At 38.0% G+C, this 22,768-nt stretch carries 21 protein-coding genes and 1 riboswitch; of the genes, 2 read left to right on the top strand and 19 right to left on the bottom strand.

Annotation, left to right across the window (positions count from 1 at the left end; translation table 11 throughout):
- Window positions 1-16: 16 nt before the first annotated feature.
- From IGL13_RS05395 to mgtA, 9 genes are all read right to left on the bottom strand, one after another.
- Complete coding sequence (locus IGL13_RS05395; RefSeq protein WP_002366578.1) at window positions 17-2,209, bottom strand: Tex family protein; 2,193 nt, start codon at window positions 2,207-2,209, stop codon at window positions 17-19.
- 97 nt (window positions 2,210-2,306) lie between these two features.
- Window positions 2,307-3,041 (bottom strand): metallophosphoesterase family protein, encoded by a 735-nt coding sequence (locus IGL13_RS05390; protein WP_002361705.1) that lies wholly within the window; start codon window positions 3,039-3,041, stop codon window positions 2,307-2,309.
- A 238-nt stretch (window positions 3,042-3,279) separates the two neighbouring features.
- Window positions 3,280-4,449 (bottom strand): molecular chaperone DnaJ, encoded by a 1,170-nt coding sequence (gene dnaJ, locus IGL13_RS05385; protein ID WP_002357822.1) that lies wholly within the window; start codon window positions 4,447-4,449, stop codon window positions 3,280-3,282.
- A 54-nt stretch (window positions 4,450-4,503) separates the two neighbouring features.
- Complete coding sequence (locus tag IGL13_RS05380) at window positions 4,504-4,626, bottom strand: hypothetical protein (protein WP_002357824.1); 123 nt, start codon at window positions 4,624-4,626, stop codon at window positions 4,504-4,506.
- A gap of 114 nt (window positions 4,627-4,740) precedes the next feature.
- The gene (dnaK, locus tag IGL13_RS05375) at window positions 4,741-6,570 is read right to left on the bottom strand and encodes a molecular chaperone DnaK (protein WP_002357825.1); all 1,830 of its coding nucleotides are present in this window, start codon (window positions 6,568-6,570) and stop codon (window positions 4,741-4,743) included.
- 59 nt (window positions 6,571-6,629) lie between these two features.
- On the bottom strand, window positions 6,630-7,169 hold the full coding sequence (grpE, locus tag IGL13_RS05370; protein ID WP_002357827.1) for a nucleotide exchange factor GrpE: 540 nt from the start codon (window positions 7,167-7,169) through the stop codon (window positions 6,630-6,632).
- A gap of 54 nt (window positions 7,170-7,223) precedes the next feature.
- Window positions 7,224-8,267, bottom strand: coding sequence for a heat-inducible transcriptional repressor HrcA (gene hrcA / locus IGL13_RS05365; protein ID WP_002357828.1), 1,044 nt, complete (start codon window positions 8,265-8,267; stop codon window positions 7,224-7,226).
- 225 nt (window positions 8,268-8,492) lie between these two features.
- Window positions 8,493-9,641: a radical SAM family heme chaperone HemW gene (gene hemW, locus IGL13_RS05360; RefSeq protein WP_430604642.1), complete on the bottom strand. Its 1,149-nt coding sequence runs from the start codon at window positions 9,639-9,641 to the stop codon at window positions 8,493-8,495.
- Between the two features lie 243 nt (window positions 9,642-9,884).
- Window positions 9,885-12,545, bottom strand: coding sequence for a magnesium-translocating P-type ATPase (gene mgtA, locus IGL13_RS05355; RefSeq protein WP_002378256.1), 2,661 nt, complete (start codon window positions 12,543-12,545; stop codon window positions 9,885-9,887).
- Between the two features lie 113 nt (window positions 12,546-12,658).
- Window positions 12,659-12,829, bottom strand: a riboswitch (M-box (ykoK) riboswitch).
- A 252-nt stretch (window positions 12,830-13,081) separates the two neighbouring features.
- On the opposite strand from mgtA, the gene IGL13_RS05350 reads away from it, so the two are divergent.
- A complete protein-coding gene (locus tag IGL13_RS05350) occupies window positions 13,082-13,957 on the top strand; it encodes a LysR family transcriptional regulator (RefSeq protein ID WP_002382245.1) in 876 nt (291 codons plus the stop codon).
- A gap of 23 nt (window positions 13,958-13,980) precedes the next feature.
- Window positions 13,981-14,868, top strand: a complete 888-nt coding sequence (locus IGL13_RS05345) for a LysR family transcriptional regulator (RefSeq protein WP_002357832.1) — start codon at window positions 13,981-13,983, stop codon at window positions 14,866-14,868.
- Window positions 14,869-14,929: 61 nt separating this feature from the next.
- Here IGL13_RS05345 and IGL13_RS05340 read toward each other — a convergent pair whose 3' ends face one another.
- The 10 genes from IGL13_RS05340 to IGL13_RS05295 all read right to left on the bottom strand — a co-directional run bounded on the left by IGL13_RS05340 (window position 14,930) and on the right by IGL13_RS05295 (window position 22,767).
- Entirely contained in the window at window positions 14,930-16,078 is a 1,149-nt protein-coding gene (locus IGL13_RS05340) for an FtsW/RodA/SpoVE family cell cycle protein (protein WP_002357833.1), read from the bottom strand.
- Window positions 16,044-17,219: an FtsW/RodA/SpoVE family cell cycle protein gene (locus IGL13_RS05335; protein WP_002378254.1), complete on the bottom strand. Its 1,176-nt coding sequence runs from the start codon at window positions 17,217-17,219 to the stop codon at window positions 16,044-16,046. Before IGL13_RS05335 ends, IGL13_RS05340 begins: the two co-directional genes overlap by 35 nt.
- A 158-nt stretch (window positions 17,220-17,377) precedes the next feature.
- A complete protein-coding gene (locus IGL13_RS05330) occupies window positions 17,378-17,638 on the bottom strand; it encodes a DUF2087 domain-containing protein (RefSeq protein ID WP_002378253.1) in 261 nt (86 codons plus the stop codon).
- Between the two features lie 25 nt (window positions 17,639-17,663).
- Window positions 17,664-18,005: a DUF1048 domain-containing protein gene (locus IGL13_RS05325; protein WP_002357836.1), complete on the bottom strand. Its 342-nt coding sequence runs from the start codon at window positions 18,003-18,005 to the stop codon at window positions 17,664-17,666.
- Window positions 18,006-18,008: 3 nt separating this feature from the next.
- Window positions 18,009-18,332 carry a PadR family transcriptional regulator gene (locus IGL13_RS05320; protein ID WP_002357837.1) on the bottom strand — a complete coding sequence of 108 codons (324 nt, stop codon included), beginning with the start codon at window positions 18,330-18,332 and terminating at the stop codon, window positions 18,009-18,011.
- A gap of 149 nt (window positions 18,333-18,481) precedes the next feature.
- Window positions 18,482-19,078, bottom strand: coding sequence for a GNAT family N-acetyltransferase (locus IGL13_RS05315; protein ID WP_002360474.1), 597 nt, complete (start codon window positions 19,076-19,078; stop codon window positions 18,482-18,484).
- Entirely contained in the window at window positions 19,078-20,028 is a 951-nt protein-coding gene (gene ribF, locus IGL13_RS05310) for a riboflavin biosynthesis protein RibF (protein ID WP_002363808.1), read from the bottom strand. The genes IGL13_RS05315 and ribF overlap by 1 nt, the downstream gene beginning before the upstream one ends.
- A 25-nt stretch (window positions 20,029-20,053) precedes the next feature.
- Window positions 20,054-20,974 carry a tRNA pseudouridine(55) synthase TruB gene (truB, locus tag IGL13_RS05305; protein WP_002378252.1) on the bottom strand — a complete coding sequence of 307 codons (921 nt, stop codon included), beginning with the start codon at window positions 20,972-20,974 and terminating at the stop codon, window positions 20,054-20,056.
- Between the two features lie 154 nt (window positions 20,975-21,128).
- On the bottom strand, window positions 21,129-22,253 hold the full coding sequence (locus IGL13_RS05300) for an SH3 domain-containing protein (RefSeq protein WP_002401525.1): 1,125 nt from the start codon (window positions 22,251-22,253) through the stop codon (window positions 21,129-21,131).
- A 118-nt stretch (window positions 22,254-22,371) separates the two neighbouring features.
- The gene (locus tag IGL13_RS05295) at window positions 22,372-22,767 is read right to left on the bottom strand and encodes a phage holin family protein (RefSeq protein ID WP_002357842.1); all 396 of its coding nucleotides are present in this window, start codon (window positions 22,765-22,767) and stop codon (window positions 22,372-22,374) included.
- Window position 22,768: the final 1 nt, after the last annotated feature.

Genomic DNA, 22,768 nt, shown 5'->3' with positions numbered 1-22,768 from the left:
TGAGACTCTTTCATTGTTACTCTTTTCTATCAGCACGAGGCAACATGGTTAAACTAATACGCCCCTTTTTCAAGTCAACATCTTCTACCCAAACTGTGACTACATCCCCCACCGCAACAACATCCGTTGGGTGCTTAACAAATTTAGTACTTAACTTAGAAATGTGGACTAAGCCATCTTGCTTCACACCAATATCGACAAACGCACCAAAGTCAATTACGTTTCGAACAGTCCCTTGCATTTCCATTCCTGGTTTCAAATCTTCCATCGTCAACACGTCTTTACGTAAAAGTGGTGCTGACATCTCATCGCGCATATCACGACCTGGTTGGATTAAACTAGCAATAATATCCGTGAGTGTTTCTGAACCTACTTCTAACTCAGTAGCTAATTGATTCACTGGTAACTGTTTCAATTTTTCGATAGCTTCTGCTGTCCCTAATTCTTTAGAAGCAATCTCTGCTTTTTCTAAAATTGCTTGTGCTACTGGATAACTTTCTGGGTGAATGCCAGTGTTATCTAACACATTTTTGCCATTAGGAATTCGTAAAAAGCCAATTGCTTGTTCAAATGCTTTTGGTCCTAAACGAGGTACTTTTTTGACTTGATTTCGTGCTGTAAAGACACCATTTTCATCACGATAAGTGACTAAGTTTTGCGCCGTTGTTTTATTTAAGCCAGAAATATGTTGTAAAAGTTGAGCACTCGCTGTATTCACATCAACACCAACTTGGTTTACCGCAGTTTCTACAACAAAATCCAATTGCTCGGCAAGACGTTTTTGCGATACGTCATGCTGATATTGACCAACCCCGACTGCTTTGGGATCAATTTTTACTAATTCTGCCAACGGATCTTGTAAACGACGTGCAATGCTGACCGCACTTCGTTCTTCGACTTGTAAATCAGGAAACTCTTTACGAGCTACTTCACTCGCAGAGTAAACGGAAGCCCCTGCTTCATTAACAATCACGTAAAAGACGTCCCGTTTCACCGCTTTTAATTGCTCTGCCACAAACAATTCAGATTCACGACTTGCCGTTCCGTTTCCAATAGCTACCATGTCCACTTGATAGTCTTCAATGATCTTTTTAAAGGCTGGACCAGCGGCTTCACGTTTCGCAGCAGTCGCTGGTTTATGTGGATAAATCACTTGAATTGCTAAAACTTTACCAGTTTCATCGACAACTGCTAATTTACAGCCTGTCCGATAAGCCGGGTCAAATCCTAGAACAACTTTTCCTTTAAGTGGTGACTGTAATAATAAATTACGTAAATTTTCACCGAAAATTGCAATCGCTTGTTCATCAGCTTTTTCTGTTAATTCATTGCGGATCTCCCGTTCAATCGCTGGTCCAATAAATCGTTTATAGCTATCTAAATAAGCAGCTTCAATGTATGGAGCAGCTAAACTTGTTGCTTGTTTGCCGATTAGTTGACGTTGGAAATAATCATTAATTTTTGTTTCATCAGCGACAAGGGAAACCTTTAAAATGTCTTCTTTTTCACCACGATTCGTTGCTAAGACACGGTGCGGCACCATTTTGCTAACTGGTTCTGCAAAATCGTAATACATTTCATAGGTCCGCTTTTCGTCTTTTTCTTCGTCCTTAACTACGCTAACGTATTGCGCATGTTTAACCATATAATCACGTAACCATGTTCGGTATTTTGGTTCATCGCTAATACGTTCTGCTAAAATTTCATGAGCACCTTGCAAGGCTATCTCGGCGGTTGCAACTTCTTTTTCTTCATTAATAAAAGTAGCCGCTTTGGCTAAGATATCCGCGTTTTCAGGTAAAGAGAGCAACCAATCTGCTAATGGTTCCAACCCTTTTTCTTTCGCGATAGTCGCTTTAGTCCGACGTTTTTGTTTATATGGTCGATATAAATCTTCCACTTGTTGCATTTTTACTGCTTTTTGAATATCTGTTTTGAGTTCTTTTGTTAGTTTTCCTTGCTCTTCAATTAAACGGAGAACTTCTTCTTTCCGCTTTTTCAAGTTTTGTAAATAATGATAACGTTCTTCTATTTCACGGATTTGGACTTCATCTAAACTTCCAGTCATTTCTTTCCGGTAACGGGCAATAAAAGGAACTGTATTTCCTTCATTTAATAAAGTTAAAACCGTTGTTATTTGTTTTGAACGATACGTTGTCAATTCTTTTTGAAGTAGCGCTACTACTTCTTCGTTATAAGCTTCTGCCATTAACTAGATACCTCTTTTCTTATGCATACTTATCTATTTTAGCATATTTTTGCTTCTAAATATAGAAGTGAGGTAACTGATTCGTGCGATTAAGGAATCAAAATTCTGGTTGCCATGCAGGGGTGCGTTTTTGATATTCGATATCTTGGACAATGCCTTTTTCATTAAAAATCACACCATGCACAGAGCCACCAAAAATAGCACCACCATCTATGCCAATTTTTCCATCACTTTGCCAAAGGTCCGTGGTCTGCATATCACCATGTAACATCGGAGTAATGGTATGACCAAAAACAATGGTCTTGCCTGTATTATTTTTCCCTTGATGAAAGGGTTCGCGAATCCACAAAAAATCCTTAGGTGCTGTTTGCCGCCAATCTTCCATCGTTAAATCAACCCCAGCATGCACAAATAAGTAATGCTGCCATTCAAAATAAAGCGGTCGTTTTGTTAAAAAATCAACTAACTCTGGATAGCGACTACGGATCATTAAGGCCATTTCTGTTGGTGAGTATTCTGCAGTAGCTCCTGGATGCAAGAGACTTTCAATTGTTTCCTTGCCACCATTGCGAACATATCCTGCAAACCAGTCCTCTGGATTTTGAAGAAACTGCAAAAAATATTCTTCATGATTGCCTCGCAAATAAACAGCGTCGTGTTGCTCGACAAGTTCTTTTCCTTTGAGAAAACAGGCTTTAGAATGCGGACCACGGTCGTTTAAATCACCAATTAAAACTAGCTGATGCTCGACTGGGTCATAGTCTGTGAGTAAGGCATCAAACAAATCTGCTTGTCCATGAATATCACTGATTACATAAACATATGGTTTCATAAATAAGCCCTCCTAACTTGCTTATATTAAGTATACGCTAAATTTTAAAATATTCTCGTAAAATGTTTGGAAATAAAAAACGAAAATAGGACATAAGTCAAAACGACTTATGTCCCACTCTCTAAATCTTAAAATAATCAGTTGAACAAAAGCAGCACCTGCAATTACTCGCTGCAATTTAGCTTTCAAGAGTGATGAACACTTGGAGCTAACTGCTTTTGTCTCTGACTCGTTTGGTTTATTTTTTCTTCTTACCGCCAAACGCATCTTTCATTTTATCAAAGAAGCCTTCTTCTTGTTGTTCAGTTACATTTTGTCCGCCAGCTTTTGCAAAAGCTCGTAGGGCATCCTTTTGTTCTTCATTAAGATTTTTTGGTGTTATTAATTTCACTTTCACGTGTTGATCACCATTGCCCCCACCACGTAAACGTGGCGCACCTTTGCCTCTTAAGCGGAAGTTTGTGCCAGTTTGTGTTCCAGCCGGAATTTTTAATTTCACGTCACCATGAACAGTTGGGACAGTTACTTCGTCCCCTAGAGCCGCTTGGACGAAACTTACTGGTAAATCATAGTAGATTTCTGCGCCATCTCGATCGAAAATATCACTATCTTCAACACGAAAGACTACATATAAATCACCATAAGGTCCACCATTGGTACCCGCTTCTCCTTGGTTAGCTAAGCGCATTTGTTGACCGTCTTCTACTCCAGCAGGCACATTTACTTTGACAGTATGTGCTTTTTTCTCATGACCTGTGCCATGACAAGTTGGACATGGTTCTTTGATTTCTTTCCCTGTGCCATGACACACATCACAAGTTTGACGACTCATCATACGACCTAATGGCGTTTGACGTTCAACATTGATTGTTCCAGAGCCATGACATTTATGACAAGTTTCTGGGTGTGTGCCTGGTTTGGCGCCATTACCGCCACAGGTTGCACAAGTATCTTCTCGATTGTACTTAATCTCTTTTTCGACACCGAAAATAGCTTCTTCAAATTTCAATTGAATTGTATATTGTAAATCGGCGCCTTGTCTTGGTGCATTTGGATCAACAGAACGGCCACCGCCGCCACCAAAGAATGAATCGAAAATATCTTCGAATCCACCAAAACCACTACTGCTAAATCCGCCGCCACCGAAACCGCCAAAGCCACCAGCGCCGCCACCGTAATTAGGATCAGTTCCTGCATGGCCATATTGGTCATAGGCCGCTTTTTTCTGTGGATCACTTAATACTTCATACGCTTCAGAAACTTCTTTAAATTTTTCTTCCGCATCGGCTTCTTTGTTAATATCTGGATGGTACTTTTTGGAAAGTTTGCGGTATGCTTTTTTAATTTCATCATCTGAAGCACCTTTTGCTAATCCTAGCACTTCATAATAATCTCGTTTCGTCGCCATTGACTTCCCTCCAACTTTCTTCAAACTTTACAATGTGTTTAGAACCAGCCAAATTCATCGATTGCTTTCGGTCTCTCTGGTTGGATTATCTGTCACACCTTGAATCAGTGTTACTAGCTGTGAATAGGTATTTTCAGCTTGTTTAACATCGTTGTAATCATACCACAGTTCTTTCAAAACCTAAATAGTTTCTTGCTAACTTGATTGTGGTTGATTTTCTCACAAAAGACAAGGGACTGGGACATTAGTCATTGTACTAATGATCCAGTCCCTAAAATCAATTGTTATTGATTATTTGTCATCACCATTTACTTCTTCAAAATCAGCATCAACAACATCATCAGCGCCACCTTGGGCAGCTTCAGGATTTTCTTGTGCTTGTTGTTGCGCAGCTTGTTCGTAAAGTTTTACTGTTAAGTTTTGGACGATTTCATTCAATGAATCACGTTTTGCTTTCATTTGTTCGATATCGTTTGCTTCGATGGCTGCTTTTAATTCATCACGCGCATCTTCTGCTTTTTTCACTTCTTCAGCGTCTACTTTGCCTTCTAATTCTTTCAATGTTTTATCAACAGTGAATAATAAAGCATCTGCATCGTTACGTAAGTCAACTTCTTCTTTACGTTGTTTATCTGCTTCAGCGTTTGCTTCAGCATCTTTCACCATACGTTCGATTTCATCATCAGATAAACCTGAAGAAGATTTAATCGTGATTGTTTGTTCTTTTTGAGTGCCTAAGTCTTTCGCACGAACATTTACAATCCCGTTTTTATCAATGTCAAAGCTTACTTCAATTTGTGGCACACCACGAGGAGCTGCAGGAATATCTGTTAATTGGAAACGACCTAATGTTTTATTATCAGCGGCCATTGGACGTTCACCTTGTAAAACGTGAATATCAACAGCTGGTTGATTGTCAGCAGCAGTTGAGAAGACTTGTGATTTACTTGTTGGAATCGTAGTGTTACGATCAATTAATTTTGTAAATACGCCACCCATTGTTTCAATCCCTAATGACAACGGTGTTACGTCTAATAAGACAACGTCTTTAACATCACCAGTGATTACGCCACCTTGGATTGCAGCACCCATTGCTACTACTTCGTCAGGGTTAACTGATTTGTTTGGTTCTTTGTTTGTTTCTTTGCGAACAGCTTCAACTACAGCTGGAATACGTGTTGAACCACCAACTAGGATAACTTCGTCGATTTCAGAAGGATTTAAACCAGCATCTTTCAAGGCTTGACGTACTGGTACTTTTGTACGTTCAACTAAATCACTTGTTAATTCATCAAATTTTGCACGAGTTAAGTTCATTTCTAAGTGCAATGGTCCTGCTTCGCCAGCAGTAATAAATGGCAAGCTGATTTGTGTGCTTGTTACACCTGATAAGTCTTTTTTCGCTTTTTCAGCAGCATCTTTCAAACGTTGTAATGCCATTTTATCGTTAGCTAAGTCAATGCCATTTTCTTTTTTAAATTCTGCAACCATGTAGTCAATGATTTTATTATCAAAGTCATCCCCACCTAGGTTGTTATCACCGGCTGTTGATAATACATCGAAAACGCCATCGCCTAATTCAAGGATTGACACGTCGAATGTACCACCACCAAGGTCAAAGACAAGAATTTTTTCATCTTTGTCTGTTTTATCTAAGCCATAAGCTAAAGCTGCTGCTGTTGGTTCGTTAACGATCCGTTCTACTTCTAAACCAGCAATTTTACCAGCATCTTTTGTTGCTTGACGTTGCGCATCGTTGAAATATGCAGGAACTGTAATAACTGCTTTTTCAACTTTTTCACCTAAATAGTCTTCAGCAAAACCTTTTAAATATTGTAAGATCATTGCAGAAACTTCTTGTGGTGTATATGATTTTCCTTCAACATCAACTTTGTATCCAGCTTCACCCATGTGACGTTTAATAGATGAAATCGTGTTAGGATTTGTAACAGCTTGACGTTTTGCTACTTCGCCCACTTGAATTTCACCGTTTTTGAATGAAACGACCGAAGGAGTTGTGCGGTTACCTTCTGGGTTTGCAATAATTTTCGCTTCGCCGCCTTCTAGCACTGCGACAGCTGAGTTTGTTGTTCCTAAGTCAATACCAATAATTTTACTCATAGTGAATATCTCCAATCTGTATTAGTTTTCTATAATAATATATTTTTAATTAACGTTTGTTATTGTGCAACAATGACCATTGATGGTCGCAACACACGATCTTGTAATTTGTACCCTTTTTGTAGAACTTCAACAATGGTATCTGCTGGGGTTTCTTCAGAAGCAGGGACTGTTTGAACGGCTTGATGTAAATTTGGATCAAAGGTTTCACCCATTGCTGGGATTTCTTCAATTCCTTCTTCTTTTAAAGCCACAGTAATACTTTCTAGCACCATCGAAATACCTTTTTTCAAGCTTTCGCCTTGTTCATCTGATACTTCAATAGCCATTGCTCGTTCTAAATTATCAATGGATGGTAAAATCTTTTTACCTAAATCTTGTGAGCGGTAACGAACTAATAATTCTCGTTCGTTTTTATTTCGATTGCTCATATTAGCAATTTCGGCTCTTGCCCGCAAGAACTTGTCTTCCATTTCGGAAAGCTCTGCTTTAAGATTTTCAATCTCTGTTGCTTCAACTTCTACTTCAGAAACGCCAGCAGCATCAACAGCTTCCATTTCTTCTTGTAATTCTTCTTGCTTCTCTTCTTTTTTACTCACTTCAGCAACTTCCTTTCTCTTTATGCATCTACTTCTTATCCTAACAAGGTTTGCTTAATTACCTAAAAAACGGTAATAGTCACCTAGTTGTGAAGCTAGCTCATGTCGAAACGTGTCTACCAAACCGAATATTTTTGAATACGGCATACTGGTTGGTCCTAGCAGGGCAATTGTTCCTTTGCCATGTCCTGATACTTCATACGTAGCAGTGATCATGCTCATATCTTCTAAGAGATTGTTGCCAATTTCTGAGCCGATACGAAAAACAATTGGATTTTCTGTTGTTGCAGAACCATTTAATAAATGCGTCAGCTCATCAGAATTTTGCATAAAGGAATAGACAGATTTCAATTGTTCAATATCTTGTTTGATGCCAAAATCTAACAAATTCATGCGACCACCGACAAAGACTTTTTCTTCAAAGGCATGTCCTAACATCTCATCGAATAAGTTCATCATTCCTTCTGGCGTTTGGAAATAGCGATGTAAAATCATCGGAATCTCCGTCCGCAAACGATGATAAACGGTCAACAAAGGTTGTCCAACCAACTTATCATTGATGATTTGTGTCATTTTTTCAAGATCTTGGCTAGAAACAGCGGCAGGAATGGCAAATACTTGGTTTTCAACATTGCCTTTATCTGTCACTATAATAGCAAGGACTTGCCGATCATTCAAAGGAACCATTCGAAAGCCGGTTAATTTCCGTTCTTTCACTTCAGGTCCTAATGAAAAAGCAGTATAACTTGTCAATTCTGATAGAATTTCAGCTGATTGTCGAATAATATCATTAATCTCATGAAATTCTTTTCCAAAAGATTGACGGATTCTTCTAAGTTCGTTCTCTTCTACTTGTGTTGGTTGTAAAAGATGATCCACGTAGTAACGATAACCAGCCATTGAGGGGATTCGCCCTGAAGAAGAATGGGTCTTAGCTAATAAGCCGTATTCCTCTAATGCTTTCATATCATTACGAATTGTGGCAGAACTAGAGGCAATGCCATCCTCCATCAATTTCTTAGAACCGACAGGTAAGCCCGTGTTCGTGTAATTTTGGATGATAAGTCTCAAGATATTTTGTTGTCTTTCTGTAATCATCGTTATTACCACCCTTCATTAGCACTCTTAACATCTAAGTGCTAACTACATATACTAATATAACAAGTCCTTACCTTTTTGTCAAGGGAAATACGCAACTTTTTAGCACTCTTCACACAAGAGTGCTAATCGCTGCAAACCACCTTCAAAAACCATCAATACCAACTTTTGTAATAAAAAAATCATCGAAATGCTTTGTCACACTTCGATGATTTTTTTATTTTTTTACTCTTTTTCACTTAACAAAAATGCTTCAAAAACATTATTCCCCACAAATAGTCCTTTTTTCGTTAAATGTAAGATATCTGCTTCTTCAATTAATAATTCTTCTTTGATTAAGCGTTGAATGACCTCTCCATAAATTGCTTCAATTGGTTCATGAAATTTTTGTTGGAATTTTTGTTTAGAAATGCCTACTTTTTTACGTAAGCCTAAAAATAGCTCTTCTTCTATTTGATTTAGACGAGTTAATTCTTCAGTCTCCACAATTGGCAATTGATTTTCTCGCAAGGGTTTCAAATAATGTTGGATTGGACCGTGATTTTTGTAACGAGTTTGCCCAAGATAGCCGCTGGCACCTGCGCCAAATCCATAGTAGTGGTCATTATTCCAATAAGCCAGATTATGCTGGCTTTCTTTTCCTGTTAAAGCAAAATTACTGACTTCATATTGGTGACGTCCTTTTTTCTCCATTGCTTCAATCGTTTCGTCAAACATTTGTGCTTCGATTTCTTCTTCAGGCAGCTGTAACCGTCCTTGACGAACCCAGTTCATGAACATTGTTTTATTTTCAAGAATTAATGAATAAAGCGAATAGTGCGGCAAGTCCAATGCTAAGGCTCTTGTCAAAGTATCGCGAAAACTTTCCAATGTTTGTCCAGGTAAAGCATAGATTAAGTCAATACTGACATTGGTAAAATTTTCTTTCTCTAAAAATTTCATTGTTTCATAAACATCTGCGGCGGTGTGCTTGCGACCGATTTTTTTGAGCAAGCGATCATCAAATGTCTGAACGCCCATCGAAAGACGATTGACGCCATAGTTTTTCATGACTTGTAATTTTTCTTGGGTTAAATCACCAGGGTTTGCTTCCACCGTAAATTCATTTCGGTCATCAAACGTTAGCTGTTCGCGAACCCCTTTTAGTAGCACATCTAACTGTTTCGCTGATAATGAAGTTGGCGTGCCTCCGCCAATATAGATGGTTTTCATTTCTTGTTCTGGATACAATGCTTGCGTAAGTTGAATTTCTTTTAATAAACTCTGAATATATTCATCAACTGGTTGTCCTTCTAAAAAGACCTTGTTAAAATCGCAATAATAACAAATATGCTCACAAAATGGAATATGAATATAGGCCGACCGATCGAACATCGGCGTTGAAGTTGAAAGTTGGTTTGTTTTGGTCATTAGCTCGTTTTATCTCCTTATTACCAAAAAGCTCGTTCTTTTTGGAAAGTCTCTACTAGCCATACTAACTGTAAATGACAAATAAATCCATAAAAAAATTCGCACAGTCACTTAAAACAACAACGAGGAGCTGTCATAAAAACCGACACCTCCTCAACCTTGAAAGAAAAGTAAAAAAATTTTTCTATATATAATAGTACAAATCAGTTACAGTAATTGACCGTAACGTTTGACGTATAAAACTTTAATGAACGCAACCAGTGCTAAATAAGCAATAATTGTCGGGATTAAATACAAGAAATAGCTTGGTGATAAACCGACAAATCCTAGTTCTGCACCGAAAGCGGTAAAGGGTAAAACAGTTCCGAGAACAATCCCTGCTGTAGTGACTAACGTCATAATTCCAGAAGCACTACTTTGAAGGAAAGGCATTTTTTCTGTTCGTAGGAAATGCAAGACGAGCATTTGGGACCATAAGGACTCAATGAACCACCCTGCATGGAAAATACCGATAAAGAGCAATTGATCTGCTCCATTTAATTCAAAGAATGAGCCACCTAGGATAGCCGGACACACAATGAAATACATAAATAAATAGGTAACAATATCAAAAATAGAACTCGTTGGGCCAAACCAACGCATAAAATTACCAATTGATTTTGGTTCCCATTTTTTTGGTTTTTCTACGTATTCTTCATCTACTTTGTCCCAAGGAACTGACATACACGAAGTATCGTAAATTAGATTTAATAATAGCGATTGAATCGGAGCAATCGGTAAAAATGGTAAAAAGATACTTGCTGGGATCACGGAAAAAACATTGCCAAAATTAGAACTTGCTGTTAATTTGACGTACTTCATCGTGTTCGTAAACACGCGCCGTCCAGATAAAATTCCTTTTTCCAAAACCATTAAATCTTTTCTCAATAAAATTACATCCGCCGATTCTTTCGCCACATCGACAGCTGTATCAACAGAGATTCCTACATCAGCAGCACGCATTGCTCCAGCATCATTTATTCCATCACCTAAAAAGCCAACAGTTTGACCATTTTCAGTTAACGCATTTACAATACGAACTTTTTGGTCAGGCGTAATTTTGGCGAAAATATTATACGCTTGAACGGTTTTTCTTAATTCTTCTTGGTTTAATTGTTGAAGTTCATTTCCTGTAATAATTTTTTCGCCAGCCAGACCAACTTCTTTACAAACAGAATGCGTCACATACTGATTGTCCCCCGTTAATACTTTCACAGCTACATTATGTTGATGCAAGGCGTGAATAGCTGCCGCCGCTGTTTCTTTTGGTGGATCTAAGAAAGCAAGATAGCCTTGTAAAATCAACTCTGATTCATCTTTAGTTGTATACTCCCATTCAGCCGCTTCGACTTTTTTATCGGCAATTGCTAGAACGCGCAAACCATCTCGATTTAAAGCTTCAACGTCTTTGGTAATTTTTTGACGCAGCGTCTCTGTTAAGGGCACAATTTCGCCATCTAAAAGTACCTGTGTGCAGACCAAGAGCATTTCTTCAACCGCACCTTTGGTAATTAAGCGTGTTTCTCGCGTTTTAAACTCTTTGATAATCACGCTCATTCGACGTCGATTGAAATCGAAAGGAATTTCATCTACTTTATAAAAATCATCTGATTGTATATCACTTTCTTGTGTCGCCGCTTGAATAACGGCGTTATCCATTAAATTACGCAAACCTGTTTGAAAATAACTGTTTAGAAATGCTAAATCCAAGACTTTTTGATCTTCTTGGCACCCAATATTATAGTGGTATTCTAAAATTACTTTATCTTGTGTTAAGGTACCTGTTTTATCCGTACAAAGTACATCCATCCCGCCAAAATTTTGAATGGCATTGACATTTTTCATAATCGTGCCTTCTTTAGCCATTTCTCGAGAACCTTTGACTAAATTGGTTGTTACAATCATGGGTAACATTTCTGGTGTCAAGCCGACAGCTGTGGCAATCGCAAACATTAACGCTTCCACCCAATCGCCTTTTGTTAACCCATTAATTAGAAAAACAGTTGGCGTAATAACCAACATAAAGCGAATCAGCACCCACGTTGTTTTATTAATTCCTGTTTCAAAACTCGTCTGCTGCTGCTCTTCTCCGTTATCAGAAGCCATCCGTCCGAATAAAGTTTGATTACCAACTTTAATGACAATGCCCAAACCAGTGCCACTAATGACATTTGTTCCTAAAAACAAAAGATTGTCGTATTCTGTATCAATTTGATCACTATCTTTTTGATGAGTCGCGTGTTTTTCAATGGGAAAACTCTCTCCAGTCAAGGATGATTGGGAAACAAATAAGTCCTTAGATTGGATTAAACGTAAATCGGCTGGAATCATATCGCCAGCGGATAGTTGGACTAAGTCGCCACACACAACTTCCTCAATAGGAATTTCCATTTGCTTCTTGTCACGAATGACTGTCGCTGTAACTTTAATCATATTTTGTAATTTTTCAACTGCATTGCTTGATTTGACTGATTGGACAAAACTCATCGTGCCGCTTAAGATGACCATCGCTAACATAATTAACACGCCAGTAACATCTTTTTCCTCTGGCGCAGCATAGACATATTCTGTAAAAAATGAAATTGTGGCTAGTGCTAATAACACCAAAGTAAACGGCGTGATATACGATTTTATAAAAAGTCGCAGCCGTGAAGCTTTTTTTTCATTCATAATTTTGTTGCGGCCATAACGTTCTTGTAATTCTTCAATATCTTGGTGTTTAATGCCATCCCAAGTTGAGCCGAAACGTTGTAAAACTTTTTCTACTTCTGAATGGGCAAACTTTTTGTAACTATAGTCATGGCCCAAGTGACGCATTTTCTTTTCCATTTTCTTTCACCTCATTTATCTGTTGTTGACTTGAATTGACGATCGGTTCATCTTCCATTTTCCTCACCCTTTCCACAAAAAAAGACACGCTGAAAACTCAACGTGTCAAAGAATAATCGTTCTTATCGTTGAGCTTTAGCACTATACAACGTAAAAAGCGATTGCTTTTAGCTACCTTAAGAAAAGCCTTCATTCGACAGTTCCTGTTCTACCCATTGGCGTCTCTCGACATTTTTGGGCAGTAGCCTATGTTTGTATAGGAGCCTCACCTAACAAATCTTATTTAATTACAACAGCAAGTATAATTCTTCCTTGAAAAAATAACGATATAGAAAAAGTTTTTAGCAGATAACTTTTTGTCCATTCAGTAACAAAAAGAAAAATAATCCGCTTATTTACTATGGTTTTCTGGTATGATTCGTATTTATTCATAGAATCATAACTGGTTAAATTAATCTAAAGACCGTCAGATAGCCTTGTCGAGAAGCTTTTCTTCTGCTATTTTTTGTATAGTTAAAGAAACGGCGGTGAGGAAAATGAAATTACAACAACTAGAATATTTTATGGCAGTTTCAAAGTATGCGAGCTTTACTTTAGCTTCTCAAAAGCTCCATACGAGTCAACCTTATTTAAGTACCCAGCTCAAGGAGTTGGAACGTGAATTAGGTGCTTCATTAATTTTAAGAGACAAGAAACATTGTCGGCTTTCTCCAGCAGGCGAAGTCGTCGCCAAGCGAACAGAAATGATTTTTGCACTCATTAAGGAAGCGCAAGAAGAGATTAATGAATTAGTGACCCAAGGATCGACAACGACCATTCGGATTGGAACAAACTTAATTGATATAGATAAAGCATTTGGAGAAGTCTTGTTGTTATTTAATCAATCCTATCCGTATGTAAGTATTGATTTTAAGTATTATTACGATCTTGAAACAGCCTTGGAAACAGATTTAATTGACATTGGGATTGGGATATTTTTGGATACCTCGATTCCATTAGAGAAAGAATTAATTTATACAGAAAGCTATCTCCTTTGTGTCAATAAAAATCATCCTTTAGCCCATGCCGATAGCGTAACGATTGACGAAATTCGTTCTTTACCTTTTGCTGCATATTCCGATCAAGTATATGAAAAAAAAGTGTTTAAACGTTGGGAACGTAAAATCAATTGGGAAAATCGGCAAATCGTCATCGAACTTCCTTCTCTTCATTTAGTCTTAGACATGGTCCAACGAGAAAAAGCCTGTAGCATCCTTCCCTATTCACTCACTGATGAACTAAACAGACGTAACTTAGTTGGTATTCCTCTGGAAGATAGTCCAGAACGAGCCATCTATTTAGTTCAGAATAATCATCACGGACATTGTGAAGCACACCGTTATTTATTCGAACAATTACGTTATTTATTCTAGGAATAGAAAAAGGAGGAATTCCCATGGAACTATTTCGTTTACATTATTTTTTAGAGTTATGCAAAGTGAAACAATTTACTAAAGCAGCCGAAAATTTAGCAATTTCTCAAGCTGCATTAAGTAAGCAAATAAAAATTCTTGAAGCAACGTTAGGCGCGGAACTTTTTAATCGCCAAGGTCAAACTACCACCTTAACACCAGCTGGATTAATTTTAGAAAAATATTGTTGGCGCATCACCAATGAGTTGGTCTCAATTGAAGAAGAGCTAAAAGAAATTAATCATTCTTCCAACCATATTTATGTAGCCACTTATCTCTGTGATTTAGAATATAAATTGAATGACTTACTAATGACAACATTAACGGATCGTTCATCCAACTTACAAGTCCACACTATTATTACAGAAAATATTCTTCAATCCTTGGAAACAATGGATGCAGATTTTGGTATTTCCTTTGCTGACTTACCATTACCTGAACATATTGGTAAAATTGATTTATTTACAGCAAATTATCAATTCATTTTAAGAAATGATCATCCAGCTTTGGCCAAAGCCACGACGGAAGAAATTTTAAAAGAACTAACAATGTACCCCTTCGTCCGTTTAAATACCGAATTTTCCGAGCAAAACAAATTAACCAATTGGCTAGATACTACGTTTTCTAATTTTTCTCCAGAGAAAGTCATTCAAGTGGATACTCTTTCACTTATTACTCACTTGGTGTCTCATTCCGATAGTTTCGCTATTGTCCCCGAATACACAAATATTCAACTTTTAGACAATTCGATCCATACACTAACTTACCAAGAACTACCTAAACGAAACATGGCAGTTTATTATTTAAAAGAACGTTACATGAGTCGACAACTTCAACAACTTTTGGCTGAATGCCAAAAACAATTTCAATAGTAAAAACCAAGACTAGAGCTTGTCGGCAAGCGAGTTCCAGTCTTGGTTTTTATTTGTGTTTTCAGGTAGCGGCTTCTCTTCCTTTGACAAATCCTAAAGAAGTGATAGCCATCACTAACGAAGTGCCTCCTTGACTTAAAAACGGAAGCGGAATACCTTTTAACGGCAACAGTCCAATCACCGCACCGATATTCTCCACCGTTTGAAAAACCAGCGAAAAAATGAGGGCGACACAGATGTACATACAAAAACGCGAATTGCTCCGCAAGCCAGCTACTAAAACTTGATAAAACAAGTAAAAATAGAGAAAAACAACAGTGGCACTGCCCACAAAGCCCCAGGCTTCCCCGATAAAAGTAAAAACCATATCAGACTCACGAACAGGAACATACACTTCAATCCCATGCACACCCTTGCCAAATAAACCACCCGAACCAATTGCCAATAAACCTTGTACTTGTTGATAGGAGATTTTATCGACATAATCATAGGGATGAATCCATGCTAAAATTCGATCCAATTGATATTGTTTAAAATGTAAAAAGAAGAGTACTTTGTGCCCCCACTCTGTAAAGACTAACAGAATCAAGACCACGCCTAACGTTGCTAAAGCACTGAAAATAATGATTAAAATTTTGCGATCAATTCCTGAAATAACTAAAAGAGATAGAATAATCGTTACGAAAACAAGGGATGTCCCAAAATCTTTTTGTACCGCCATCAAGAAAAAAACAGGGACACTAACCGCAACGATTTTTTTTAGAAGTTGCTTGTCTGAACGCCATTTATCGGACCAGTCTTGTTGCTCATGTTGGACAATAATTTTTGCCAACATTAAAATAAACGCAATTTTCGCAATTTCTGATGGCTGAAATTTAATAAACCCTAAATCTAACCAGCGCTTTGTGCCCGTCAATAAATACATTCCTTTGTCATAGGAAAAATACAAAGCGCTCATTAAGATTAATGAAAACCCATAGAAAAAAGGAGCTACTTTCCAAATAAACTTCTGTGACAGCCGACTAGCTAAAAACATGCCTGCATAGCCAACAAAAATAAAGAAGAGTTGTTTTAATGCTGGCACAGTTCCGTCTTTTCCTTCATTAACGGCAATCCAATATTGCACACCAGAAGATAAAAGTGTGAGTAAAAAAATGGGCAATAATAAATCATAATTAAGATGTAAGTTGAATTTTTTTGTATTGACCATTTAACTGCCGCCTTTCGTTTGCAATAATTTTAATGACGATTCCTAATGCCACTGAAAAGATTAAATAACTTGTCCCACCGTAACTAACAAACGGTAAAGGAATTCCCGTCATTGGAATCAAACCCAAAACGCCACCAATGTTAATCGCCGTTTGAGCTAAAATCAAGGTCCCGACCCCTAACAAAAACAAGCCGTAACAATGATTCTTTATTACACAACTACTCCGCAAAATCGAGGCCGCTAAAAATAACAAAAGAAATAGTAATAGTAAGCCGCCAATCAAACCAAGTTCTTCCACAATCACCGCAAAAATAAAATCGGTTTGACCTTCTGGCAAGCCACCTTTTTTTACCATACCATTGGCTAATCCAGTGCCCCAAAACCCACCGTTATACATTGCTAAATAGGCCATTGAAGGCTGAAATCCGCGATCATGAAAGGATAAAAACGGATTTTTCAAAACAACTAAGCGGTCATACACATGCGCAAAAAAATGTGGTAAGTAGCGGTGATCCCCTAGAAAAATAATTATTTTAGAAAGAAGCGCCGCGCTAGCAACGACAATCCCCGCAGCAATTACACTAAATTTTGCATGAATACTTGCTGAGAAAATCAAGACACTGCCAATAACTAAAATAAGAATGGCCCCGCCAACTTTGGGTTGAATCAAAACTAAAAATGCAACGACCAAAACAAACAGCCATTGTTTCCTTAACTGCTTCATTGTCAAGCCATTTTCTTTTTCACCTAAATAACAGCTCAAGTAATAAATAATCGCAAAATTACAAAGTTCTGATGGCTGAAACTGGATTCCAAAGAGAGAAATCCAACGTTGTGCGCCATTCGCTGCTACACCAAAAAAAGGTAGTCGAACCATTAACAGTAATAGTACCGAAACTAAAAGCAGTCCAATCGCAATTTTCTTATTAAATAACACTTCTAGTCGAACTTTGTAAATCACGAACATTAGCACCCAGCTGAGACACATAATAATGCCTTGTTTAATAAACACAGCAGTGGGCTTCACGCCTTGCATCAGCAAGTCATAGCTACTGGCGCTATAAATCATTAACGCGCCAATAATACTTAATATAATAAAGGTCAAAAGAATTTTTGTTAGACCTAAAGTACGTAGATTCATTCTCTCACCTCTATCTTTTTCTAATTAAATCAATCTTACCAGTCTGAGTTAGAAAACAAATAGAGAGTTTTTTATAGAACTATTACTAAGCTTACATAACAAAAAGTAGCTAGACTTGGTTCATTTCACCTAGTTTCGCTACTTTTAAAAAAAGCCATTTATATAATTTTTGTGTGTTGCTCACATTTCTGATAAATTTTTCCAAACTTATCTCTTTCTAAATACTGATAATCTACTAAATACCGTCTCAAAAGTGCATAATCTTCATAGATTTCTCTAAGTCGCTGATTGACTTCTTTTTCCGTATATTCTTTCCCAAATTCAAATTGGTTGGCCCCACGTTGAAACACTTGGACTTTTTTCGCATTTTTCTTGGGAATAACTAGCAACTTTCCTTCTTTAAAAAAATTTTCAACCATGTTTATTCTCTTTTTTTTGTTTTGACTATTGTTTAGAAAATTGATGATTCAGTTTTTCTTTCTGTTTATCGGTCCATTTGCCAGCGACTTCATTGACAATTGTTTCAGCAAAATCACCTACTTTTTCTCCCGTAATATTTTTGATAGGTGTTCCGTTAGCAGCTCCTTCTTCAAACAAATCAAGTAAATCAGTCAACGCATTGAACATATTGGCTCCGCTATGATCTGAAAAATGCCATGCATATTTTTCAATTTCTTGAAATACTTGTCGATACTCTGCTGGTAATGCTGCAATCCGTCGTTTATATTCTTTGTACTCTTTTTTATCCCCCACAACTTTTTTGATCAACGCTTTAAAATTTGACATGCTCTATCCCTCCATTTTTTTCATCTTGTTTACTTGTTTTGAAAGCAACGTCCACCGCTGCCAAAAATCAGCGAGTTCTGCTTCTCCTGATGAGGTTAAGCGATAGAACTTCCGCATTGGCCCTTTTTCTGAAGGCTTTTTTTCAGCTATAACCCATTGATTTTTTTCTAAACGCAGTAAAATCGTATAAACGGTTCCTTCAACAATTTCAGTAAACCCTTGGTCATTTAAAATTTTTGTAATTTCATAACCATATGTTTCTTTCCTTTGGATGATGGCTAAAACTAAACCTTCTAAAATGCCTTTTAGCAACTCTGTCTGCTTCACTGCTTTTCCTCCCTAAACTACTCTTTAGTACTATGTACCACTACATAATAATACTGAGTACCGGTTCTGTCAACTACTTTGTAATAAAAAGTAGTAAAGACGCGACAACCACCAGTACTTAACTAGTAGTTGTCGCGTCTTATTATTCTTTATTCATTTATTCCGAGTTCTGCTTCAAAGGCTTCTAATTCTACAAGGTGTGTTTCTGGATAAGCAAAGCATGTTGAAAAATGCCACTCCCCACCACTTGTGCCAAAATAACCTGGCAGTAATTCCAAAGCCAATAATGCTTCTGATGTTTCTTTTTCCGGTAACGTAATCTGAAAAGTAGTCGCTGGAACAAAACCAAACTTCGTATAGTAAGTTGGATGGCCCAGGATAATCAATCCGCCGACGCCTAATTCTTTGGCCTTCTGCACAGAATGCTTAATTAACGCTGAGCCTACGCCCGTGTTCTGTGCTTCTGGATGGACACTTAGCGGCCCAACGGTCAAAACAGCCTTTTCTGTATGATCAGGTAATCGTAGTTTGGCTTTTGAAGACATAATATGACCCGTTAATTTTCCTTGATCAGTTTCTGAAACTAAGGACAACTCCGGAATAAAGTCGGCACTTTCTCTTAATAAATGCACGATAAAATGCTCTGTGGGACGCCAGTTTTCGGTCAAATTTAATTCCTTGAACGCTTGATACGTTAAACGTTCTACAGCTTGATACTCTGCAGGTTTTTCTTGACGAATCTTCATTATTTATCCTCAGATTGTTGGAAATAGTCAGCCGTATCTCGTTCATCTTGTTTTAATTGGTCGATCAAGGCTTCAGCCCCATTGAATTTCACTTGGTCACGTAAATAATGATTCCAACGAACCACCACTTGCTCACCATAGATGTCTTGATGGAAGTCCAAAATATAGACTTCCACGGTTAAATCGCGTCCTTCTCCAAAGGTGTCATTATGACCAATCGAGCCCATGCCGACATACCATTTGCCACCAACTTCGATTTGCACAGCATAGACGCCAATTCTTGGTAAGCGCACGGTGCTTTTCACTTTGACGTTAGCAGTCGGGAAACCCAATAAACGGCCACGAGCATCGCCATGGACAACTGTTCCTTCTGTTTCATAAATATATCCTAACAACTCCGTGACCTCCTCCATTTCGCCGGCTTCCATTTTTTCGCGAATTCTTGTTGAGCTAATTTTGGCACCAGTCATTTCTTCTTTTGGTACTGTCACCACTTCAAAACGGCCTTGCGCATAAGTTGGTAACTGTTTGACTCCAGCGATTTCTTTAGGACCATACGTATAATCAAACCCAGAGACTGCCACTGCACTATTTAAATTAACGATATACTGATCGACAAAATCTTGCGGTTTTAATTGAGCAAACGCTGAAGTAAATTCGACAATATATAAAATATCAACGCCCAAGTTGGCCATTAGGCGTTCTTTTTGTTCCAAGCTAGTTAAATATTTCATATTTTCTGGTAAAACTTTTTGAAAAACGATTGATGGGTGTTGGTTGAAGGTCATCACAGCTAACTTCAAGCCTTTTTCCTCAGCAATCTTTTTACCTGTTTCGATTACTTTTTGGTGGCCTTTGTGAACACCGTCAAAGAAGCCTAGGACCATCACGACTTCTTCATTAGGAATTTGATTGGGTTCATAGGGATGATGTAGTTGAATAACTTGCATGTGCAAAAACTTCCTTCTTTTTTATTTAATTATTCCGTAGAACTTTACTTGGTTTCAATAATTTATCATGCGTTGGGTGTGGCATGTATAAACTAACCACTTGATTTTGGTAAAATAAGGCAACTAAGGATTCTGGCATTGCCTTTATTCCTAATTCTTTTTTGTGCAAACGCATGCCATTTTTTACTTTTTGATACAATTCATCTGATAAATCAATTCGTGGGAATTGTTCTACTGCTGTCTCAATGGGCAACAGGCATTGATCGATTGTTTCAGCAGCCATTTGTTTGGCTACTTCTTCTAACGTTAAGCATTGCGCAGCTTGCAAACCGCCACTTGCCGTTCTCGTTAAATCCGACATATGGGCAGGATAGCCTAATTTTTTGCCAGTATCCACGGATAGTGTCCGCACATAGGTTCCTTTGCCACAGACCACTTTAAACCGCCAACTTTGTGTTTGAGCAGATTCATTAAAAATTGGATCACTAGTGCGTTCAAATGAATAAATCATTGCTTTTCGTTGGGGCCGTTCAACTTCTTCCCCGTTCCGCGCATATTCATATAAACGTTTACCATTGACTTTCACCGCAGAAAACATCGGTGGGATTTGTGTGATTTCACCTGTCATTTCGGCCATTGCTTGATCAATTTGTTCAGTTGACAGAGGTGTTGTAACTGGTTTTTTTTCAACAATTTCACCACTAACATCTTCGGTTGTCGTAGCAAATCCAAGTGTAATTTCACCTTCATAGGTTTTGCCAGAATCTACCATGTATTCGATCACTTTCGTTCCTTTGCCAACGCAGATGGGTAAGACCCCTTCGACATCTGGATCTAACGTACCACCATGACCAATTTTTTTGGTATGTAAAATTTTTCTCAATTTAAATACGCAGTCATGACTTGTCATGCCACGTTCCTTCCATAACGGTAAAATGCCGTCCATTATAGTTCCTCCAGTTCCGATAATACTAACTTTGTCATTATAGCATAAAAGTACCTAGCTTCGCAGTCTCCATTGCTTATTCCCTTTGGCAAAATCTCTGCTAAATGCACAAAAAGCCACAAACTCTGCTTTTATCAGAGTTTGTGGCTTTTTTTTAGCTAGTAAATGATCCCCATGTATTCTGTGCGTTGCCATCGTTTGGTCCGATTGGCAAATAAATTCTCGCGCCTGTCGTATCTGTTCCACCAATAAAAACATACCCATCTGCAATATAAAATGCATCGTAATAAAAGCGAGTATTTTGGGGCCAGATACCATAAATGGGTGCTGACAAACTAGGTTGGTCCGCTCTTAAAACAATGCCTTCGTCCACACCAATTAGAAATGATTTCTTCGTTTGCGGGCGCCAAAGTTCAGCAATGTCGCCGTCGTTCACATAGCCTAACAAATGTCCGCTATTTTCAATACGGTAAAGGTTTTGTCGGTCGGGTAATTTCGCTGTAATTGTTCCTACTTGTGTCCAAAGTGCCTCTGCTGATAGATGTTCATTGATTAAAGCATCTGGTGTTGGATAGATTGAAGTGAAACGAATTGCTTGTCCTACTTGATATTTTGGCGCATTAGGTTTACCTGGCTGAATAATGACAGTCTCACCTGTTTCAGAAACGCCCGTTTGTAAATCTTGTGCCAACTGCGCTTTACTAATCCCCCAACGCGCTAAATAACCATAAGGATCTGTATGATCTCCCCACCAATTTTTTGTAATCCAATCATGAGTGACTATGCCATAACCTGTTCCATCGTCCAGCGAAAAATCAGCACCAATGTTCTGAGCCAAATCACGGGCCAAATTAACATAGGCAGCATAATCTTTTTTAAACGTCGTCGCATTATTCGTTCGAGCCAATTCGATTTGCGCATAGGCTTTTTGATTAGCTAAAGAACCTGCGCCATATTGAATTTGGCCAGCAGGAGCTAATTGTTTCACTCGTCCACCAGATCCGACAAAATATGAGACATAAGCATTTGACCAATTTCGTTTCATATAGGCCACTTCATTGTCTAAACTGTGTGGTCCTAGGTTCCGCTCGTTTCCTGATTCATGTAAAACAATTAATTCATTGGTTGCAGAGCCGGGAAAATAAGTAAAGTTGATTGGATCCGCTTCGATGGTGTAAGCGCAAGCCGTCATCGGAATCGTTAAACTTAAGCCAATTACTAAAGCAAGTTGAATCATTAATTTTTTAAACATAGCATGCTCCTTTCTTAAAAAAGCCATGAAAAGAAAGTCAAAACAAATTCCCTTCCACGGCTTAAACCCGCAGATAAATGGCGGGACAGAAGTAATTTCTTCGGCAATCAGCCGAAAGTTCTACGTTTGTCCCGACCACTTCTACTTAATCATCTTTATTTTTTAACTGAATAAATAACTCTTTTAACTTTTTCGGCATAGGAATAAAGGTCGCAATGTTTTCAAAAAAAGAAAGTCCTTCGTTCGCAATGTAAAAAATCAGAACCATTTCCCGAATTGGCAAATTGTTCCCCACAACTTTTTCAACACGAACCGCTACGGCAACCACAAATAACATCGTCACTTTTTTCGCAATTCCGAGCATACCAATCCGACTGGACAATTCTTTTGTGGCGATTGCCTTAATCCAACCTGTGATGAAATCGACAATAATTAAAAAGAGGAAGACATCCAACAATTGATCTAATCCACCTAATAAACGTACGACAATCCCACCGAAAATGCTTAAAAGCATTGTTATTGTGTTGAGATAACGTTCCATA

Source organism: Enterococcus sp. DIV1937 (genome assembly GCF_050535975.1).
Classification (GTDB): domain Bacteria; phylum Bacillota; class Bacilli; order Lactobacillales; family Enterococcaceae; genus Enterococcus; species Enterococcus faecalis.
Note: the sequence above shows the minus strand (reverse complement) of the source record. Positions and strands in the feature narration are given on the sequence as shown.

Coding starts and splice junctions, on each gene's coding strand:
- IGL13_RS05395 (WP_002366578.1), bottom strand. CDS start 2,209: ATGGCAGAAGCTTATAACGAAGAAGTAGTAGCGCTACTTCAAAAAGAA.
- IGL13_RS05390 (WP_002361705.1), bottom strand. CDS start 3,041: ATGAAACCATATGTTTATGTAATCAGTGATATTCATGGACAAGCAGAT.
- dnaJ (WP_002357822.1), bottom strand. CDS start 4,449: ATGGCGACGAAACGAGATTATTATGAAGTGCTAGGATTAGCAAAAGGT.
- dnaK (WP_002357825.1), bottom strand. CDS start 6,570: ATGAGTAAAATTATTGGTATTGACTTAGGAACAACAAACTCAGCTGTC.
- hrcA (WP_002357828.1), bottom strand. CDS start 8,267: ATGATTACAGAAAGACAACAAAATATCTTGAGACTTATCATCCAAAAT.
- hemW (WP_430604642.1), bottom strand. CDS start 9,641: ATGTTCGATCGGTCGGCCTATATTCATATTCCATTTTGTGAGCATATT.
- mgtA (WP_002378256.1), bottom strand. CDS start 12,545: ATGGAAAAGAAAATGCGTCACTTGGGCCATGACTATAGTTACAAAAAG.
- IGL13_RS05350 (WP_002382245.1), top strand. CDS start 13,082: ATGAAATTACAACAACTAGAATATTTTATGGCAGTTTCAAAGTATGCG.
- IGL13_RS05345 (WP_002357832.1), top strand. CDS start 13,981: ATGGAACTATTTCGTTTACATTATTTTTTAGAGTTATGCAAAGTGAAA.
- IGL13_RS05340 (WP_002357833.1), bottom strand. CDS start 16,078: ATGGTCAATACAAAAAAATTCAACTTACATCTTAATTATGATTTATTA.
- IGL13_RS05335 (WP_002378254.1), bottom strand. CDS start 17,219: ATGAATCTACGTACTTTAGGTCTAACAAAAATTCTTTTGACCTTTATT.
- IGL13_RS05330 (WP_002378253.1), bottom strand. CDS start 17,638: ATGGTTGAAAATTTTTTTAAAGAAGGAAAGTTGCTAGTTATTCCCAAG.
- IGL13_RS05325 (WP_002357836.1), bottom strand. CDS start 18,005: ATGTCAAATTTTAAAGCGTTGATCAAAAAAGTTGTGGGGGATAAAAAA.
- IGL13_RS05315 (WP_002360474.1), bottom strand. CDS start 19,078: ATGAAGATTCGTCAAGAAAAACCTGCAGAGTATCAAGCTGTAGAACGT.
- ribF (WP_002363808.1), bottom strand. CDS start 20,028: ATGCAAGTTATTCAACTACATCATCCCTATGAACCCAATCAAATTCCT.
- truB (WP_002378252.1), bottom strand. CDS start 20,974: ATGGACGGCATTTTACCGTTATGGAAGGAACGTGGCATGACAAGTCAT.
- IGL13_RS05300 (WP_002401525.1), bottom strand. CDS start 22,253: ATGGCTTTTTTAAGAAAGGAGCATGCTATGTTTAAAAAATTAATGATT.
- IGL13_RS05295 (WP_002357842.1), bottom strand. CDS start 22,767: ATGGAACGTTATCTCAACACAATAACAATGCTTTTAAGCATTTTCGGT.